Below are 16,114 nucleotides of genomic sequence, written 5' to 3' on the forward strand. Positions count from 1 at the left end.
TGACGGCCTATCTGCACGACGGCCTAATTTATAGTTGTCAGCTGAACCTAGTTAATTGATTGCTCAGCGGTTGTTCATTGCCCGGAACATTTCGTCCAGCTCGCTGCGCGAAGCCAGGCGAGACTTTTCCGATGTTCCAAACCCTACTTCCTCCTCGCCGGCGGCTAAGCGGGCCATCACGGAATCAGCAAATTCGTCCACGTTCGCTCCGAAGGTGTGCAGGCCGGGGCCGCCCAGGTCGGTGTTCACGGCTGGCGGCACGATTTCGAGCACCGAAATGCCGGTGGGTTTGAGCTGGTGGCGCAGCGAAAGCGTGAACGAATGCAGCGCCGCCTTGGTGGCGCTGTAGATGGGCACAAACGCCGCCGGCGCAAACGACAAGCCCGACGTGACGTTGATAATGGCCGGGGTGGCCTGCTGGCGCAAGTGCGGAATAAGTAGCATGGCCAAGTGAATGGGCGCTTCCACGTTGATAACGATTTCCTGCCGACGCTCTTCCCAGTCGGCGTCTTCGGCGAGCTGGACGCGGTGTTGAATGCCGGCGTTGTTCACCAGCACGTTGAGGCCCGGGTATTCGGCCGTGGCCCACCGCACCAGCTCGGTGCGCGCAGCAGCATCGGCCACGTCGCACTCGCGGGTAATCAGCCCGGGGTGCTGCTGCTGGGCTTCGGCTAGCTTGTCGGCCCGCCGGCCGATGACGATGACCTGGCTACCGGCTTGAAGGAAGCGCACGGCCAGCGCCAGCCCTATGCCGGATGCCCCGCCGGTGAGCAGAACAGTGTTGTTGGAAAGATTCATGACAGGCGAAAAAAGTAGAAAAAATAATGCGAGAAGCGGTTAACAAGGCTTCGGGAGTTCCGTTTGATAGCAAAAGGCGGCTGTGGCTTTCGGCAAAGTCCGACGGTTAGGGATGAGCTTATATTGCGCACTTATTCTTACTCAACACTTCTACCTGAGCCTGCAAGGCCGGCGCACCCATGATTAAGCTAGAACCCTTTACCCCCGCCGACTTTACGCAACTCATCGCCTGGGTGGACGACGAGCGCCTCATGAAAGAATGGAGCGGCTCGATGTTTTCATTCCCCCTCACCGAAAAAAGCCTGGCGTGGTACATCGAAGGCTCGAATGACTTCAACGACCCCAGCGTTTTCATTTACAAAGCCGTTGACTCCAAAACCGGCGTCATCGTGGGCCACATTTCCCTGGGGGGCATCAGCCAGCGCGACCGGGCCGGGCGCGTCACGCGCGTGCTGGTGGGCAACACCACCGAACGGCGCCGCGGCATCTGCCAAGGCATGGTAAAAGCCCTGCTCCGCATCGGATTCGAGGACCTGAAGCTGCACCGCATCAGCCTGGGCGTGTACGACTTCAACCACGCCGCCATCAACTGCTACCTCAAATGCGGCTTCCAGAAGGAAGGCGTGCTGCGCGACGTGGTGCGCCACGACGACGGCTACTGGACCCTCATCGAAATGGGCATTCTGGAAGACGAGTGGCGCGCGTTGCAGCAGCCCGCCAGCGCCCCGCAGGCCGCCCAGGATTAGGGCCGGCGGGCCACCACGGCGTACACCAGCGGCGCTTTGGCGCCCAGCGGGCCAATGTGGTAGCTGCCATCGGGATTGGCCACGGCGTGGGCGAAGCAGTTGTAGGGCGAGTAGTCGTATTCCTGGAACTGCTCGATGCGCAGCCCTTGCCCGAGCAGGCTGCCCAGCACTTCACCCAAGCCGTGGTTCCAGGTGATGGACGGGTTGCTGATGGCGGCGCCGGTGTCGGCGTAGGTGCCAACTTCCGTTTCTTCGATGGGGCCCGCGTTGAAATAGCTGTACTGCACGTGCGTGAAGTCGTTGTCGAACATCCACACCACGGGGTGAAACTCGACCAGCACCAACCGGCCGCCGGGGCGCAGGTAGCGCTGCACCAGCGCCGCCCAGCGGGTGAGGTCGGGCAGCCAGCCCAGCACGCCGTAACTGGTGAAAACCAAGTCGAACTGCGCGTCGGGCAGGTGCGCCGGCAGGTCGTACACGTCGCAACAGATGAACTCGGCCGGCACGCCCAATTCGGCGCTCAGGCGGCGGGCGGCGGCAATGGCTTCGTCCGACAAATCGACGCCGGTGACCTGCGCGCCCAGGCGCGCCAGCGAAAGGCTGTCTTGCCCAAAATGGCACTGCAAATGCAAAACGCGCAGTCCCGCCACGCTGCCCAGCAAGTCCAGTTCCAGGCCGTTCAACGACGACCGACCGGCTTTAAATGCCTCTACGGCATAAAAGTCGGAAGCCAGGTGCGGGCCGGTTCGGGCATTCCAAAGCGCCCGGTTGAGGTCGAGGTAAGACGGTTGAGCTTCCATTGAAAAGCAAAAACGGGTCGCTAAGCGAAAATTCAGCAGCAAAATAGTCAGCTCGCTGTAGACCAGCGTCTACTCACTTTAAACCTGCAGAATCGGGCGTAGCGGCGGCATTCACCTAAGCACGCAGCAACCATCCATTTTTGGCCGTTCCGCCCGGCTCAGCCCGCGGCAGTGACCGGCAGCCGCAGGCCGAAATGCGTGGCCAGCGCCTGCTCGTAGGCGTCGTCATCGGTCAGGGCGTGGGCGGTTATACTGCCGTCGGGCCGCCGGATTTTCAGCTCCCGGTCTACCAGGCTCACCCGACAATCGGGGGCGGCCAGGGTGCAGATGCGCTGCTGCCGAAAGGGGGAATCCGGCGCCTGCGAGTAGTAAAAATTCATCATTCGGTAGTCGCTGGGCTGGGCCTCGTCCAGGGTGAACGTGTACAGGCTCTGCCACTCACCCAGGATGCGCAGTTGCAAGTGGTAGTTGTGCTGCGGGGCCGCTTGCAGGCGGTAGCGGTCGAAGAACTGCTGGTGCTCCGGGCCCACGACCAGCGGGATGGGCTCGATGAGGCCATTGGCCCCGAAGCCCAAATCGACGAGCCAGGGCTGGCCCTCGACCTCCACTAGCAGGATTTGGTGGGCGCGCGGGCGCAGCGGGTGGCCGGCGAGCAAGTTGCGCCCCACCAGGCAGGTCACCGGGAAATCTAACTCGAGCAGCACCAGCCGGAACAGGCCGTTGAGCTCGTAGCAGTAGCCGCCTCGCTCCTCCCCAATCAGCTTGCGCTGCAGGCTGGCCGGGTCGAGGCCAATGGGCCGGTTAAGGTGAATGTCGAGGTTCTCGAACGGGATGCTGAAGGCCTGCGCCCGGTGCAGGCCCACCAGCGTTTCGAGGGAATGCGTGAGCGGGCCCGCGTAGCCAATGCGGGCGGTGTAGGCGGCAAGGTCGACGGCGGGAACGGGCATAGAACAGGAGAAACCGTGGCGAAATCAGCCCAATTACGACAGAAACGACGTGCCCGTCAACTTTTCGCTCAGCTGCCAAAGCTCGCGGGCGTGCTCGGGCGTGTTGAAAGAGTGCTTCACGGGCTCGGCTCTTTTTTTGACGTAGTAGCCGCCGCTGATGCCGGCGACCTCGGGCGCCGAGGCCAGAAAAATGCTGGTTTCGGCGCCTTTCTCCGGCGAAATCATGAACGGGTGGGCCAGCTGCCAGACCTTGGCCACCAGGCCGCCCGCGCTCTGGCCGAAGCCGCTGGCCACCACGCCGGGGTGCACGGCGTTGGTGGTCACGTTGGGGATGCCGTGGGCGCGCAACCGGCGGGCCAGCTCCTGCGTGAACATGATGTTGTAGAGCTTGGTGTTGCTATACACGCGCATGGCGCTGTAGTGGCGCGCGGCTTGCACGTCGGCCAAGTCGGGTTTGGCGAATTCGTGGGCTCTGGAGGCCAGGTTCACCACGCGGGCGGCGGGGCTGGCGCGCAGCTTGTCGAAAAGCAGCGCCGTGAGCAGAAACGGACCGAGGTGGTTGGTGGCCAGGCCCAGCTCGTTGCCATCGACGGAAAGCTGGCGCTGCGACCCAAAAACCAGCCCGGCGTTGTTCACCAGCACATCGAGGCGCGGGTAGCGGGCGTTGAACTCGGCGGCGGCGCGGCGCACCTGCTCCAGACTGGCCAAGTCGGCCAGCAGCACGTCGACGCGGTCGTGCCCAGCCGCGGCTTTTATGTCGCGTTGGGTGGCGGCGGCTTTGTCGGCATTACGGGCCAGAATGACGACGTGGGCGCCCATCTTGGCCAGCTCCGTGGCGGTGACTTCGCCAATGCCGGAGGTAGCGCCGGTGACGAGAACGAGTTGCTGTTGAAGGTCGGGCATGGGGACAAGGGAAGAAAAAGGTGAAGCGTAGGACCGTAGACGTAACTGCTTGCCCAATGCTTGGTTTACTTTGCGGTTCCTCGTTTCCTGCGCCCATGAAAGCCCTTTTGCTCATCGACATCCAAAACGATTTTCTGCCCGGTGGCCGCTTGGCCGTGCCCGAAGGCGACGCCATCCTGCCCATTGTCAACGCCTTACAGCCGCGGTTTGAACTGGTGGTGGCCACCCAGGACTGGCACCCGGCCGGGCACCAAAGTTTTGCCAGCAGCCACGCCGGCCGCCAGCCGTTCGAGCAAATTGATTTGCACGGCTTGCCCCAAGTGCTTTGGCCCGACCACTGCACCCAAACCAGCTCCGGCGCCGACTTGGCCCCGGCGCTCGACGCCGCCCGCATTGAAGTCATTTTCCGCAAGGGCACCAACCCCGAAATCGACAGCTATAGCGCCTTTTTCGACAACGGCCACCGCAAAAGCACCGGCCTGGCCGACTACCTGCGCGGCCGCGGCGTGACGGAAGTGTACCTGGCCGGCCTGGCCGCCGACTACTGCGTGTACTTCAGCGCGAAGGACGCCCTGGCCGAAGGCTTTGCCGCCACGGTGCTCACCGATGCCACCCGCGCCATTTCGGCCGAGGGCTGGGTCCGGGCCCAGGCCGACCTACGGCAGCACGGCGGCAACTTGCAGCACAGCAGTGAGGTATTCGGCGCTTAACTTGCGCCAACGGTTCACCTTAACTTGCGCGCGGCCATGTCCTTCGGCGGATTTGCATCCATGTTGTTTTTTCTCGCCATCGGGGCGCTGCTGGTGTTTTTTGGCCTGCAGTGGCTGCACGTGCCGGTGGGCAGCCTGATTGATTGGCTGGTGGGCGTGGCCGTGGTGTGGTGGCTGGCCGTGGTCACCACCCTGCCTTGGAATGCACATTTTGCCGCCCGCGGCGTGGTGCAGGATGCCCACGAATCCCGCGAAAAGGGCATTGCCGTCAACGAAGAGCACGTGGCGTTTGCGCAGCGCATTGCCGGGCGCTTCCGCACGCTGGCCGTGGGGCTGCATTTGCTCACGGCGGTGGTGCTGGCGGCGTTGGCCTACTACCGCGTGGTGGCGGTGGGTTACCCGGCGGCCATTGCGGCGGTGGCGCTCACTTTTGCCCGGCCCGCGGCCCGCGCCTACGAGCACTTGGCCGCGCGCCTGCGCCTGATGCAGCACCAAGTGCATTACCCCCGCGAAGACGTGGTGGAACTGCGGGCCCGCGTGAGCGAACTGGAAACGCACCTGGAAAGCATTCGCGCTTCGCTCGATGCCACCGAAGCGAATTCGTGGGCGCACGAGTTGGCCCAGCAGCACACGGCCGGGCTGCGCCGCCTCGACCGCCTCGACTCCTTGCTGGAGGAGCTCACCCGCCAAAATGCGCGCGACCACGAGGCCCTGGCCCGGCAAACGGCCCAGGAGATTGCCAAGCTTTCGGAAGACGCCCGCTTCCTCAACCAAGTCCGCGAGTTGATTCGCTTCGTGAAGACGGCGTAGTTTCGGCGCCGCCCTGCCGCGCAATCAACGTGCGGCCTTTGCCGGAACGCACGGGTTAGCTTTGCCGCATGATGCACAAAACCAACCTCCGGCTCGCCGCAACTAGCGTGCTGCTAGGGTTGCTCGGCAGCTGCCAGCCCCCCGCTCCTGCCGCCAGCACGCCGGGCCAGCCCACAGCGATTCAGCCAGCCGCCGCCGGCGCACCCGCCGCCGACGCCCGCGCCGCCGTGGGGCGCTACCTCCAGGGCCAGCCCAACGCTGCCCTGTACGTGCTCGATTCGGCCCGCGTGAACGACAACGAAGCCACCTGGCAAGTGCTGGTGCCCCGCACCGACTGGGCCCAGCGCATGCCCAACGCCGCCCGGTTTGAGGTAAACAAAGCCACTGGCGCCGTGGAAACAGCACCGGTTAAATGAACGAGTTGTCAGTTGCTCGTTGTCAGTTGTTAGCGCGGTCTCGCCGTCAGCGTGCGGTAGCAGTAGCGCGAACTTTGTAGTTCGCGTCCCCGCGCCGTTACAGCCCGTTGGGTGTCGTTCGGTTGTCCGCCGGGGACGCGAACCTCAAAGTTCGCGCTACTGCCCAGCCGCTACACCGACGGCGAAACCGCACAAACAGCTGACAACGAGCAACTAATAACGAACATCAGCGCAGCGCCCTTACAGTCGCTTGCTGAGCAGCAGCCCGGAGTAAGCGTGCCCGTTCACGTTCAGGCCCTGCATGGGCAGCAGCGACACGCCGGTGCGGCCGGCCGTTTTGTGCAGCTGCGGCACCACTACGCCCACGGTGGCGCCCACCACGTAGCCCACAATGTTGTCGGAGAGGAAGTGCTTGCCGGCTTCCATGCGGTAGTAGGCCACGGCGGCCGGAATCACGGCGGCCGCACCCCACACATAGGGCTGGGCCGGCGAGTCGGGGTTGAAATCGTGAAAGACTTTGGCCGCGAAGAAGGTGCCCGTGGCCGAGTGCGCTGTGTGGCCCGCAAAAAACGAGTTGGTGGCTATTTTGCCGCTGCGGCTGTTGCCGCCCTCGGCACCGTACAGGTAGGGCCGGTAGCGCGTCACAGTCCCCACGGTCATCGTGAACAGGGCATCGGTGGCCAGCATGGTTTCCAGGTACAAAGCGGCCACCTGGCCGTAGCGGCCGCGGGCGGCGGGGTTGAGGGCCAGCAGGCCGGGCGCCACCGTCATGGCCGCGCCGTAGCAAAGAATGTCACTGGCGGTTTGGGCGCGCTCGCTGTACTTGCCGGCCACGAACCGGTCGAATTTGGGCACGTCGTTCTTGTTGAGGGCGGCGAGGCCGGCTTCGTCGAGGCCGCTCTTTTGCTGCACCAGGTACAGGCCCGTTACGCTCAGGGCGGTGAGACCGGTGATGATGGCGCCGTCCTTGAGAAGGTCGGTGCGGTACGGCGAGGGTGCCTGCTGGGCCATGGCTGCCGGGGCGGTACCCATAAGCAAGCTGCCGGAAAGAAGAAAAGAGAAAAAAAGCTTCATAATCGAGGGGGTGAAAAGAAGCTCAAACGGAAGATTGCGAAGCGAGTTTTACCTAACGCATTATCCGATGATATTCAGTATTATACGCGCCACCCCAAGTACTCAAAAAAGCACGCTACGGCGAAAAGAGCGACGGCTAGTTTCCTAAAAAGCGCGAGATGTGGTCTTCAATTTCCTGCCGCTGCTGTGGCGTGCCACCGTCCCACATGTCGTTGTGGATGGTGGCCGGCAGCTGCACGATTTTCATGCCCTGGGCCGCTTGTTCGTCCGGGGTGGGCAGCACGCCGGGGTCGGCCACTTGGTCGCTGGAGCGAATGGACAACACTTGCGGGGTGCGCGCGCGGGCCAGTGGCATGCGCCGGTGGTCGAGGGAAATCAGTTTTTCCACCAATTGCGGGTGCTGCTCGGCAAACAGCACCGACATGTCGCCGCCGTTAGAATGGCCGGCCACCAGCAGGTGCAGGCTGTCCAGTTCGGGGTGCGTGCGTAGCAGCTCGCGCCGCACAAACGCCAGGTTCTGCACGCCACGGTTCCAGTTGGGCCGGCGCACCTCGCGGGGGTTGCCGGTTTGGGGCAACGGCTCGTCGGTGGGCAGCTCGTGCTGCACGCTGGCCACTAGGTAGCCGTGCGCGGCCAAAGTGCGGGCCACAAACGAATAGCCGATGTGCTGCCCCCCGTACCCGTGGCTGAACAAGGCCAGCTTGCGCTTCGAGGCCCGGGCCGGCTTGGTGGGCGCGTACAGGGCCACGGGAATGGCGCGGCGGCGGGCCGCATCGAACAAGTCGAGGCGGTGGGTGGGCGGCAGGCGGAACGTGGCCCCGGCGGGGGGCAAGCTGGCCGCGTTTTGTTCGGCCGCACGGTTGGTGGCGCACCCGGCCAGCAGCAGCGCGAGGCAGAGAAAGGGGGTTTTAGTCATTCGAAAGCATACCCGGCCGCCATTTCCGCAAGCTGGGAAAGGGGTGCCGACGGACACGGCGGATAATTGGGTGTGCTATTTACTGCAAAAGTCCCACAGGCCGGCAAAGGCCAGAACTGAAACAAAGCACCACAGTGCCGGCCCCGAAGCGCGGCAGTGGCCCATCCCGTTGCGTCAACCGCTGCGAGAGTTACTGATTTTGTTCCAAAAAATACGTAAAACGCCGCAATGCAGGCACTTTTCAAGTAGCGTACCCGTACGAAAATCTCGTTGCGAATTGTGGATAGGGCCATGCAGGCCGTCCCCGGTCATCGGCGCGATTCCACTTCGTTGGTGGCCCTTTCGAAGAGTCTTTTTGTCGATGCCTTTCGGTTTTGCCCCGTGGTTGTTCTGGAGCCTTTCACTGAAGCTGATTTTCCCCAACTTATTGCCTGGATGGACTCGGAGCGGCTGCTCAAGGTGTGCTGCGGAGCCGCGTTTACCTTTCCCCTCACCCCCGAGCAGCTGCGCCATCACCTGCGCGGCGCCAACGTGCCGGGCCGTTCCGAAACCCTGGCCTACAAGGCCCTGGATGCACAAACGGGCCAACTCATTGGCCACATTGCGCTGGACAACATTGCCTGGGAGAACCGCACGGGGCGCATTGCGCGGGTGCTGGTAGGCAAAGTACCCCACCGCGGCCGCGGCTACGGCCAGGCCATGACCCAGGCTGCGCTAGCCATCGGCTTTGGCCAACTGGGCTTGCAGCGCATTGGCTTGGGCGTGTACGACTTCAACGCCGACGCCCTTCGCTGCTACGAGCGGTGCGGCTTTCGCCACATTGGCACGCTGCGCCACGTGCTGCGCCACGAGGAAGAATACTGGTCGTCGGTGGAAATGAGCTTGCTGGCCTCCGAATGGCGGGCGGCGCAAGGCATTTCCGCTGCGGCCAGGGGCAAACACCCGCAATGGCAACGCCGGCGAGCTGCTAACGCCGCGGAGAGGAACCGCGCTTACTAGCCCTACTAGGCTGTGTGGACAGCAAACTACAAGCCCGTCATGCTGCGCGGCGCGCTGCATGACGGGCTTTTTTAGGAATCCTTATTGTCTACACTCCTGAGGACGGTTTGCGGGGTCCAACGGCAGCAGGCTACCTAAACCACCCAAATAACTACCCTAAAGCTCAGTGCCAAGGCGAATACGAAGCAAAAAACGACTTTAGACATGAGTAACGCTGGAGAGCCCAGGCATGCAAATTTTCCTCAAGGCTACCACTGTCAATCAAAACAGCTACCTCATGGCATCTACCGCAGCGCGTCTTGCCGCATCCAGCCGCTGGTGGTGACCTTTTCCCAGTTGGTGAAGGTGACGTACACGGCCTCGCCCTGGCTTTCTCCGAGGCGCACTTTGTCGCCGCGCACGCAGTGCGCTTTGCGGGGCTGCGCGAGGTCGGACGAGTCGTAGAAATACGACTTGGCTACTTGGACCACGGCCGTTTGAGCCCCGGCGCTGCCGCTTGGTTCGGCGGCGGCCGCAACGGGCCGGGCGGGCTTGGCGGGCGTGGGCGCGGCGGCAGGCACAGCGGCAGGCGCGGCGGCACGGCTGGCCGCTGCTGGCCGCGGGGCCGAGCCGCCGAGCTTGGTCAGGCCATCGAGCTTGAGCCAGCCAGTGCCGGCCGACCCGTTGGGCTGCACAAAGCCCGTTTTCACAAAGCCGTTGGTTTCGCCCTGCCCGTAGAACACGTCGCCCCGGCGCAGGTAGCGGCCGTTGGGCGTCGATTGCTGGGGAACGTCGAAGAAATACGCCGTTTCAACTTTCACCCGATACCGGGCGCTTGGCCCCGGCGGCTGGGCCGGAGGCACAAACGAAGCCCCCGGGGCCGGCTGACGGGCCGGCGGAGTGGGGCGGGCGGTGGGCAGGGTGCGCGGCTGCGCGGCAGGCGCGGCAGCATCCTGCCCGGCGTAGTGCCAGGCCACGTAGGCCAGGCCCAGGCCAAACAGCAGCCCACACCCGACCACCAGGAAAAACGTCTTCAGGATGCTGATTTCACCGGTCCGGCCCGCAACAATTGAGCGCGGAACGGCAGGCTTGACGCCGCTGGCTCGGGGCCAGGTCGAACTCATGTCGGCTTGGTTGAGTGCGCTCATGGTGCAAGGGGCTAGACGGGGTGCGCAAGAGGGATTCTTGGCTACTACGTATTGCAGGCGGCAAAGGCAGCGTTTTGTTCCTTGGTTGCACCGAAATCAACCGGCTGCCGGGGCTTGGCGCGACAGTGCAAGCGGCTTCTATATGGCCTGGACGTGCACGGGCATTGGCCTGCAACCCGCCGCCCTGCGTAGGAGAAGCTTGGATGAGTTGCCGCCCACGGCAGCCTGACTGTGTTATGGACAACCGACCTCGTGAAGGCGCTTCCGGCTGGAAGCGCACCGCCTACAGCGTCATTTTTGAGTCGGATACCCCCGCCGGCCGCGCCTTCGACATCGGGCTGCTGGTGGCCATTGTGCTGAGCGTGGTGGCCGTGATGCTGGAAAGCGTGCGCAGCATTTCGGCGCAGTACGGGCCCTTTCTGCAGGCCGTGGAGTGGGCGTTCACGGCCCTGTTCATCGTCGAGTACGTGCTGCGGCTGCTGGTGGTGCGGCGGCCACTGGCCTACGCCCTAAGCCCGCTGGGCATCGTCGACTTTCTGGCCATTGTGCCCACGCTGGCAACGCTGCTGCTGGCCGGCAGCCGCTACCTCCTCGTCATTCGGACGCTACGGCTGCTGCGGGTGTTTCGCATTTTCAAGCTGGGGCGCTTCGTGGGCGAGGGCGAGTTCATTGTGGATGCCCTCAAGGCCAGCCGATTCAAAATTTTGGTGTTCCTCTCGGCCGTGCTGACGCTGGTGGTGGTGATGGGCACGCTGATGTACGTGGTGGAGGGCGGGCAAAACGGCTTCACCAGCATTCCCAAAAGCATTTACTGGGCCATCGTCACGCTGACCACGGTGGGCTACGGCGACATTTCGCCGGTGTCGGTGCTGGGCCAGAGCCTGGCTTCGGTGCTCATGATTTTGGGCTACGCCATCATTGCCGTGCCCACGGGCATCGTGTCGGCCCAAATGGCCCTGCCCAGCAAGCGCGCGGAGGCCCTGGCCTACAAGCAGGCGATATGCCACGTCTGCCAGGCCGCCGACCACCGGCCCGACGCGGAATTCTGCTGGCGCTGCGGCGAGAAGCTGTAGCCACCGGCCGGCCCCGGGCGCTAACCTTTCGGCCCCGCCGCGGGTACACTTCTCTCACGTGAACGCGGGGCGCTCGATAAGCGCAGCAGTTGGTATGCAAGAGAAATTCACTCATATTCTGTCCCATTTCCCCGAAATCATAGCCACGCTGGGCGTGCTGGTGGCGGGCCTCGTGCTGGGGCTGGTGGTGAAGCTGCTGGTGTTCGGAGCGCTGCGGGCCTACAACCGACGCGAGAATTCGCCCCTGGCGCAATCCGTGGACCGGCACCTGGGGCGAGCCACGGCTTTTTTTCTGCCCGTGTTGGCCGTATCGTTGCTGCTGCCGCTGGTGCAGCTGCCGCCCAAGGGCTTCGAGGTGCTGCGCCGGGTGGTGGAGTTTGCCCTGATTATCACTTTCGCCTGGGGCCTCATCAAGACCTTGGATGTGGTGGAAGACCAGGTGCTGCGCAGCTATCAGCTCGACGGGGCCGACAACCTCCGGGTGCGCAAGCTGTTCACCCAGTTGCAATTCATCAAAAAACTGGTGATGTCGCTCATTGTGCTGGTGGCCGCCGGCCTGGTCCTGATGAGCTTTGAAACGGTGCGGCGGCTGGGCACGGGCCTGCTCACGTCGGCCGGCATTGCCAGCGTGATTGTGGGCTTTGCGGCCCAGCGCTCCATCAGCAACCTGCTGGCGGGATTTCAAATTGCCTTCACCCAGCCCATCCGCCTCGACGACGTGCTGGTGGTGGAAGGCGAATGGGGCCGGGTAGAAGAAATAACGTTCACCTACGTGGTGCTCCGCATCTGGGACGAGCGGCGGTTAGTACTGCCGCTCAACTACTTCATCGAAAAGCCTTTTCAAAACTGGACCCGCAACAGCGCCCAAATCCTGGGCACGGTACACCTGCAAACCGACTACACCGTGCCCGTGGAAGCGGTGCGCACCGAGCTCCAACGCATTGTGGAGAGCAGCCCCTACTGGGACCGGCGCGTGTCCGTGCTGCACGTCACCGATTCGAAGGACCGCACCCTGGAGCTGCGCGCCCTGGTGAGCGCCGCCGACGCCGGCGCCGTGTGGGAGCTGCGCTGCGCCGTGCGCGAGCAGCTGGTGGCCTTCCTGCAGCGCGAATACCCCGACGCCCTGCCCCGCACCCGCGCCGTGGTGGAGGGCACCCCCGCTGCTTTCGGCCCGGCGATGGGCATGGTGGGCCGCAATGGGTAAGGACAACCTTGCAGCGGCTGGTTACCAGCCCGCTGGGTGAAGGCGTGGACCAGTAATCAGGCCGTAAGTTCGCAGGCGCAACCAGGCGCCGCTCGGCAGTTGCGTTTCACCCTTCACGCACGCAGGTTATGGGCAAGCAATTCGCGGAAATCGACGACGCCACTCGGGCTTTCATCGAGCAGCAGAAAGTATTCTTCGTGGGCACGGCGGGGCCGGAAGGCCGGGTCAACGTTTCGCCCAAAGGGCTCGATACGTTTCGCGTGCTCGGGCCCAACCGCGTGGCCTGGCTCAACCTCACGGGCAGCGGCAACGAAACGGCCGCCCACCTGCTGGAGCAGAACCGCATTACCATCATGTTTTGCGCGTTTGAGGGCAAGCCCAACATTCTGCGGCTCTACGGCACCGCGGCGGTGCACCACCCGCGCGACGCCGAATGGAACGCCCTCCTGCCCTTGTTTCCCGACCTGGCCGGAGCCCGGCAGGTTTTCGTGGTTGACGTGGACCTGGTGACCAGCTCCTGCGGCATGGCCGTGCCGTTTATGGCGTATGAGTCGGCGCGCGAAGACCTCACCCAATCCTGGGAAAGGAAAGGCCCCGAAGCCGTGGAAACGTATTGGGCCCAGCGCAACACCCAGAGCCTGGACGGCAAACCCACCGGGATTTAGCCCCGCAGGCTGCGCTAGTGGCAGTTACGCCATTTTCAGCCAGGGCTTGGCGGCTTCCATGAGGTCGTTGCTGGCGAAGGTGAGGCCCACGGTGCCGGTGGGGGTCTGCACCTCGGTTTCGTAGGAAGTGAGCCAAAGCATCTGCCGGACGTGCACCGGGCCAATGGCCGACCACGGAATGAGCATGGGCGCGTGCCCCGTCCCAAACGGGAAGCCCGTGGCCAAACTCAGGCCCTCGGCCGTGGCGCCCGCTTTCACGGCCCCGCGGTACCGCACGCCGCCCACCGTGGCGAGCGACAACCGAAAGGTGGGGCCCGGCGGCAAAGCAGCCACCCGGTAGTGCTTGGCCAGCCGCTGCCAACCAGCCACGGCCAGCCCCTTCACAATCAGGCTAAAGAACCCCACAAAAGCAGCCAGCGCCAACGGCGGAAGTAGGAGAAAGAGGTAGTTGCTCATTTTCCCTGTACGCACAAAGTAGCCTCAGCGGTGCCGCCCCGCTCTTGGCCCGGAAACCCAGCGCTGCCTTGAAAGCCCTGCGGGAATGGCTAACGGGGCACCTGCTGGGCGGGCAAGCCGGAAGTTTACCCAGGGGTTAAGCTTGTGCAGCCAGCGCCGACGGGCCTATGGGCAGGACAGCGCACTTACAGGGCGGCGCTTTCTTTTTGTTGCGTTTGGCTTCGGTGGACGCTTTGCGCCGGGGCAACACTTTTTCCCGCGTTCGCTGCAGCCAGGCCCCTACCCGCGTGCGGGCCGGCTGGCGGGCAGCGCTTTGCGCAGCTCGCGAGCGATAAAGCACCGGCTTGGCGGTTCGTCGCGTGGACGTGGCCGCTGCGAGTGCCGCGGGCGCCACCGGCGCTGTTGCCGGCACGGCTTTAGGCGGCGGGCTGGCCGCTATTTTGTGCAGCTCGCGTTGCCTGAGCCACCCATTGCCCTGGGCGCCGTTCAACTGCACAAACGTGGTGCGCACAAACCCATTGCTGTCGCCATCGGCGTAGAACACATCCCCGCGCTGCAAGAACCGCTTGAGGGGCGCCGAATGCTGCGGGTTGGCAAATAAATAGGCTTTTTCAACCGCCACCCGGTACTGGCTGCCGGTTATGGGCAGCTGGCTGATGGGCACCGCGGCCTCGTGCTCCATGCTGTCGAGGGCCGCCGTAGCCGGTGCGCCCGATGCCTCGGGTACCGGGCTTCCTGAATTGGCCCCAAAATATTGAGACAGCCGCGCTAAGCCCACGCCAAACAGCAGCCCGCAGGCCATCACCAGCAGAAAGGTCTTGGCCAGGGTGCCCACGCGGCGGCCCGCGGCGCCTTTGGCGCCGGAGTTGGGCAGCTTAGCCCCCGTAGCACGGGGCCAAGGCGAGCTCATGTTGGCTGGCTGTTGCGCACTCATCAGTCTTCCGGTTTACCGGCAACTCCTTTCGCCGCTTTACGAAGCTGAGGTAGCGTAGTTTCGGAAACGTGCCGCAAACTCCCCACGCGGTCGAAAAAGGCAAGTTTACTCAACCATTTCTGGCAGTGAGGGTTCGGCGTGCTTGGCCGAAGCAGCCGGAGACTTGCCAGGTCGGTGTGGCCCGCAATGCCCACTGAACCCAATGCCACTCGCTCCTGCGTAGCCAGGTACCCGCGACGCCTTTTTGCAGGCCAACTACGTCTGGGCGGCGCTGGACCAACGCGCCAGCGGTTACTTGAGGTACTTTGCCAGGGCGGCTCTCAGCTCCTCCCCTTTCAGGTTGAGGGCCACTATCTTGCCCGCTGGGTCAATCAGGAAGTTCTGGGGGATGGCACGCACGCCGTATAGTTGCGCAGCTTCGTTATTGAAGCCACGCAGGTCCGACACCTGGGTCCAGGGCAGGTGGTCGTCGGCAATGGCTTTGGCCCACTTGGCGCGGCCCTTCTCATCGTCGAGCGACACGCCGAGCACGTCGAAATTCTTGCCTTTGAACTCGTTGTAGAGTTTTATCACCGCTGGGTTTTCCTTACGGCAGGGCCCGCACCAGCTCGCCCAGAAATCAACCAGCACGTACTTGCCGCGGTAGTCAGCCAGCGACACGGGCTTGCCGTCGGGCGTTTTTTGGGTGAAGGCAGGGGCCTGGGCCCCGAGGGCTACCGCCCTGAGCTTTTCTACCAATTCGCCGTAGCGGCGCCCCACGGGGCTATTCTTCAAGGTTGGGCTGAGGGCGTTGTACAACGGCCCCACCACCGCGTATTGGGGCACTTCCATCATCTGCATGCCCTCCAGCCCGTACAGGCTGACCCAGGAGTTGGGATTCTCCCTGATGAAATTGACGTAAACCTGGCCGTACTCCTTGTTGAGGGCTTCGAACTGCGCCTGCATGCGCGCGGCAAAAACGGGGTCTTTCCGCTGGGCCTCCGTGGCTTTGCGGGCCTCAGCCCCGAAGGCCATTGCTTTGGCTTTCATGGCCAGCATGGCGGCCCCGAGCTTCTGGTTGTCGGCGGTGATGGAGCCCCCCGAGACCTTCGCTCGCGTCTCCAGCAGCGAATCCGCGCTGCTAATGACAACCGGGGTGGGCTCCAGAAAAATCCTGACGCGTTCCTGCGATGCGGAATAAGTGTCCTTCAGCTTGCCGTTCCGTTGGAGCACCACGTCGGCCGGGGCGGGCACGTCGGTACTGCCTTTGAATTCAAACGCTCCGTTTTTCAGCGTGGCCGAATCCGAAGGTTGCATACCGCGCAGCAGGTAGACTTTGGCGGGCGCGTTCAGCTGGCCAATTTTCCCCTTGATGGTGTAGGATACGGGCGTCTGGGCGAGGGCGAGGCCCGGCGCCAGCAGTAAGAGGCCAAGTAGCTGGTTTTTCATGCGCAATGGAGCCGGAGGGCAAAGGAGGATGAAATGCTGGCCGACGACAGGAGTTAGCCAACAGCACGTGTTGATGAGCTGACTGCCACCGCCCATACGACGGCAAGG

The 16,114-nt window shown here is 63.7% G+C and carries 18 protein-coding genes; 8 read left to right on the top strand and 10 right to left on the bottom strand.

The genetic code is table 11. The annotated features are described in order from the left end of the window. Positions 1 to 63: 63 nt before the first annotated feature. Positions 64 to 798 (bottom strand): SDR family oxidoreductase, encoded by a 735-nt coding sequence (locus tag VF629_RS10975; RefSeq protein ID WP_331058521.1) that lies wholly within the window; start codon positions 796 to 798, stop codon positions 64 to 66. Positions 799 to 977: 179 nt separating this feature from the next. Here VF629_RS10975 and VF629_RS10980 point away from each other — a divergent pair, with 179 nt between their 5' ends. Beyond that, complete coding sequence (locus VF629_RS10980; RefSeq protein WP_331058522.1) at positions 978 to 1,544, top strand: GNAT family protein; 567 nt, start codon at positions 978 to 980, stop codon at positions 1,542 to 1,544. Here the strand turns inward: VF629_RS10980 and VF629_RS10985 are convergent. From VF629_RS10985 to VF629_RS10995, 3 genes are all read right to left on the bottom strand, one after another. Then, positions 1,541 to 2,344, bottom strand: coding sequence for a class I SAM-dependent methyltransferase (locus VF629_RS10985; RefSeq protein ID WP_331058523.1), 804 nt, complete (start codon positions 2,342 to 2,344; stop codon positions 1,541 to 1,543). The genes VF629_RS10980 and VF629_RS10985 overlap by 4 nt on opposite strands. 158 nt (positions 2,345 to 2,502) lie before the next feature. Beyond that, complete coding sequence (locus VF629_RS10990; RefSeq protein ID WP_331058524.1) at positions 2,503 to 3,291, bottom strand: arylamine N-acetyltransferase family protein; 789 nt, start codon at positions 3,289 to 3,291, stop codon at positions 2,503 to 2,505. A gap of 33 nt (positions 3,292 to 3,324) precedes the next feature. Further along, the gene (locus VF629_RS10995) at positions 3,325 to 4,194 is read right to left on the bottom strand and encodes an SDR family oxidoreductase (protein WP_331058525.1); all 870 of its coding nucleotides are present in this window, start codon (positions 4,192 to 4,194) and stop codon (positions 3,325 to 3,327) included. 95 nt (positions 4,195 to 4,289) lie between these two features. On the opposite strand from VF629_RS10995, the gene pncA reads away from it, so the two are divergent. The 3 genes from pncA (at position 4,290) to VF629_RS11010 (ending at position 6,130) form a co-directional block, all read left to right on the top strand. Further along, positions 4,290 to 4,904: a bifunctional nicotinamidase/pyrazinamidase gene (pncA, locus tag VF629_RS11000; RefSeq protein ID WP_331058526.1), complete on the top strand. Its 615-nt coding sequence runs from the start codon at positions 4,290 to 4,292 to the stop codon at positions 4,902 to 4,904. A 60-nt stretch (positions 4,905 to 4,964) separates the two neighbouring features. After that, complete coding sequence (locus VF629_RS11005) at positions 4,965 to 5,714, top strand: hypothetical protein (RefSeq protein WP_331058527.1); 750 nt, start codon at positions 4,965 to 4,967, stop codon at positions 5,712 to 5,714. A 68-nt stretch (positions 5,715 to 5,782) separates the two neighbouring features. Further along, positions 5,783 to 6,130 carry a hypothetical protein gene (locus tag VF629_RS11010; protein ID WP_331058528.1) on the top strand — a complete coding sequence of 116 codons (348 nt, stop codon included), beginning with the start codon at positions 5,783 to 5,785 and terminating at the stop codon, positions 6,128 to 6,130. 240 nt (positions 6,131 to 6,370) lie between these two features. Here the strand turns inward: VF629_RS11010 and VF629_RS11015 are convergent, their stop codons facing one another. Then, positions 6,371 to 7,204 carry a phosphatase PAP2 family protein gene (locus tag VF629_RS11015; protein ID WP_331058529.1) on the bottom strand — a complete coding sequence of 278 codons (834 nt, stop codon included), beginning with the start codon at positions 7,202 to 7,204 and terminating at the stop codon, positions 6,371 to 6,373. 136 nt (positions 7,205 to 7,340) lie between these two features. Then, the gene (locus VF629_RS11020; protein WP_331058530.1) at positions 7,341 to 8,120 is read right to left on the bottom strand and encodes a serine aminopeptidase domain-containing protein; all 780 of its coding nucleotides are present in this window, start codon (positions 8,118 to 8,120) and stop codon (positions 7,341 to 7,343) included. A 291-nt stretch (positions 8,121 to 8,411) separates the two neighbouring features. On the opposite strand from VF629_RS11020, the gene VF629_RS11025 reads away from it, so the two are divergent. Beyond that, positions 8,412 to 9,119, top strand: coding sequence for a GNAT family protein (locus VF629_RS11025; protein WP_331058531.1), 708 nt, complete (start codon positions 8,412 to 8,414; stop codon positions 9,117 to 9,119). Positions 9,120 to 9,403: 284 nt separating this feature from the next. Here the strand turns inward: VF629_RS11025 and VF629_RS11030 are convergent, their stop codons facing one another. After that, complete coding sequence (locus VF629_RS11030; protein WP_331058532.1) at positions 9,404 to 10,246, bottom strand: hypothetical protein; 843 nt, start codon at positions 10,244 to 10,246, stop codon at positions 9,404 to 9,406. Positions 10,247 to 10,482: 236 nt separating this feature from the next. Between VF629_RS11030 and VF629_RS11035 the strand changes: the two genes are divergently transcribed. From VF629_RS11035 to VF629_RS11045, 3 genes are all read left to right on the top strand, one after another. After that, positions 10,483 to 11,319: an ion transporter gene (locus VF629_RS11035; RefSeq protein ID WP_331058533.1), complete on the top strand. Its 837-nt coding sequence runs from the start codon at positions 10,483 to 10,485 to the stop codon at positions 11,317 to 11,319. Positions 11,320 to 11,413: 94 nt separating this feature from the next. Then, positions 11,414 to 12,523: a mechanosensitive ion channel family protein gene (locus VF629_RS11040; RefSeq protein ID WP_331058534.1), complete on the top strand. Its 1,110-nt coding sequence runs from the start codon at positions 11,414 to 11,416 to the stop codon at positions 12,521 to 12,523. A 128-nt stretch (positions 12,524 to 12,651) separates the two neighbouring features. Then, positions 12,652 to 13,188, top strand: a complete 537-nt coding sequence (locus VF629_RS11045; protein WP_331058535.1) for a pyridoxamine 5'-phosphate oxidase family protein — start codon at positions 12,652 to 12,654, stop codon at positions 13,186 to 13,188. Positions 13,189 to 13,212: 24 nt separating this feature from the next. Here the strand turns inward: VF629_RS11045 and VF629_RS11050 are convergent, their stop codons facing one another. The 3 genes from VF629_RS11050 to VF629_RS11060 form a co-directional block, all read right to left on the bottom strand. Beyond that, complete coding sequence (locus tag VF629_RS11050; protein WP_331058536.1) at positions 13,213 to 13,644, bottom strand: hypothetical protein; 432 nt, start codon at positions 13,642 to 13,644, stop codon at positions 13,213 to 13,215. A 136-nt stretch (positions 13,645 to 13,780) separates the two neighbouring features. After that, complete coding sequence (locus VF629_RS11055) at positions 13,781 to 14,554, bottom strand: hypothetical protein (protein WP_331058537.1); 774 nt, start codon at positions 14,552 to 14,554, stop codon at positions 13,781 to 13,783. Between the two features lie 315 nt (positions 14,555 to 14,869). After that, on the bottom strand, positions 14,870 to 16,006 hold the full coding sequence (locus VF629_RS11060; RefSeq protein WP_331058538.1) for a TlpA disulfide reductase family protein: 1,137 nt from the start codon (positions 16,004 to 16,006) through the stop codon (positions 14,870 to 14,872). Positions 16,007 to 16,114 lie beyond the last annotated feature (108 nt).

This window comes from Hymenobacter sp. (assembly GCF_036388155.1).
In the GTDB taxonomy this organism is placed as follows: Bacteria; Bacteroidota; Bacteroidia; order Cytophagales; family Hymenobacteraceae; genus Hymenobacter.

What these genes read in the sequence shown, in the direction of transcription:
- VF629_RS11055 (WP_331058537.1), bottom strand. Translation starts at nt 14,554, where the DNA reads ATGAGCTCGCCTTGGCCCCGTGCTACGGGGGCTAAGCTGCCCAACTCC.
- VF629_RS11045 (WP_331058535.1), top strand. Translation starts at nt 12,652, where the DNA reads ATGGGCAAGCAATTCGCGGAAATCGACGACGCCACTCGGGCTTTCATC.
- VF629_RS11050 (WP_331058536.1), bottom strand. Translation starts at nt 13,644, where the DNA reads ATGAGCAACTACCTCTTTCTCCTACTTCCGCCGTTGGCGCTGGCTGCT.
- VF629_RS11025 (WP_331058531.1), top strand. Translation starts at nt 8,412, where the DNA reads ATGCAGGCCGTCCCCGGTCATCGGCGCGATTCCACTTCGTTGGTGGCC.
- VF629_RS11030 (WP_331058532.1), bottom strand. Translation starts at nt 10,246, where the DNA reads ATGAGCGCACTCAACCAAGCCGACATGAGTTCGACCTGGCCCCGAGCC.
- VF629_RS11035 (WP_331058533.1), top strand. Translation starts at nt 10,483, where the DNA reads ATGGACAACCGACCTCGTGAAGGCGCTTCCGGCTGGAAGCGCACCGCC.
- VF629_RS10980 (WP_331058522.1), top strand. Translation starts at nt 978, where the DNA reads ATGATTAAGCTAGAACCCTTTACCCCCGCCGACTTTACGCAACTCATC.
- VF629_RS11010 (WP_331058528.1), top strand. Translation starts at nt 5,783, where the DNA reads ATGATGCACAAAACCAACCTCCGGCTCGCCGCAACTAGCGTGCTGCTA.
- VF629_RS11040 (WP_331058534.1), top strand. Translation starts at nt 11,414, where the DNA reads ATGCAAGAGAAATTCACTCATATTCTGTCCCATTTCCCCGAAATCATA.
- VF629_RS11015 (WP_331058529.1), bottom strand. Translation starts at nt 7,204, where the DNA reads ATGAAGCTTTTTTTCTCTTTTCTTCTTTCCGGCAGCTTGCTTATGGGT.
- VF629_RS11020 (WP_331058530.1), bottom strand. Translation starts at nt 8,120, where the DNA reads ATGACTAAAACCCCCTTTCTCTGCCTCGCGCTGCTGCTGGCCGGGTGC.
- VF629_RS11005 (WP_331058527.1), top strand. Translation starts at nt 4,965, where the DNA reads ATGTTGTTTTTTCTCGCCATCGGGGCGCTGCTGGTGTTTTTTGGCCTG.
- VF629_RS10990 (WP_331058524.1), bottom strand. Translation starts at nt 3,291, where the DNA reads ATGCCCGTTCCCGCCGTCGACCTTGCCGCCTACACCGCCCGCATTGGC.
- VF629_RS10985 (WP_331058523.1), bottom strand. Translation starts at nt 2,344, where the DNA reads ATGGAAGCTCAACCGTCTTACCTCGACCTCAACCGGGCGCTTTGGAAT.
- VF629_RS11060 (WP_331058538.1), bottom strand. Translation starts at nt 16,006, where the DNA reads ATGAAAAACCAGCTACTTGGCCTCTTACTGCTGGCGCCGGGCCTCGCC.
- VF629_RS10975 (WP_331058521.1), bottom strand. Translation starts at nt 798, where the DNA reads ATGAATCTTTCCAACAACACTGTTCTGCTCACCGGCGGGGCATCCGGC.
- VF629_RS10995 (WP_331058525.1), bottom strand. Translation starts at nt 4,194, where the DNA reads ATGCCCGACCTTCAACAGCAACTCGTTCTCGTCACCGGCGCTACCTCC.
- pncA (WP_331058526.1), top strand. Translation starts at nt 4,290, where the DNA reads ATGAAAGCCCTTTTGCTCATCGACATCCAAAACGATTTTCTGCCCGGT.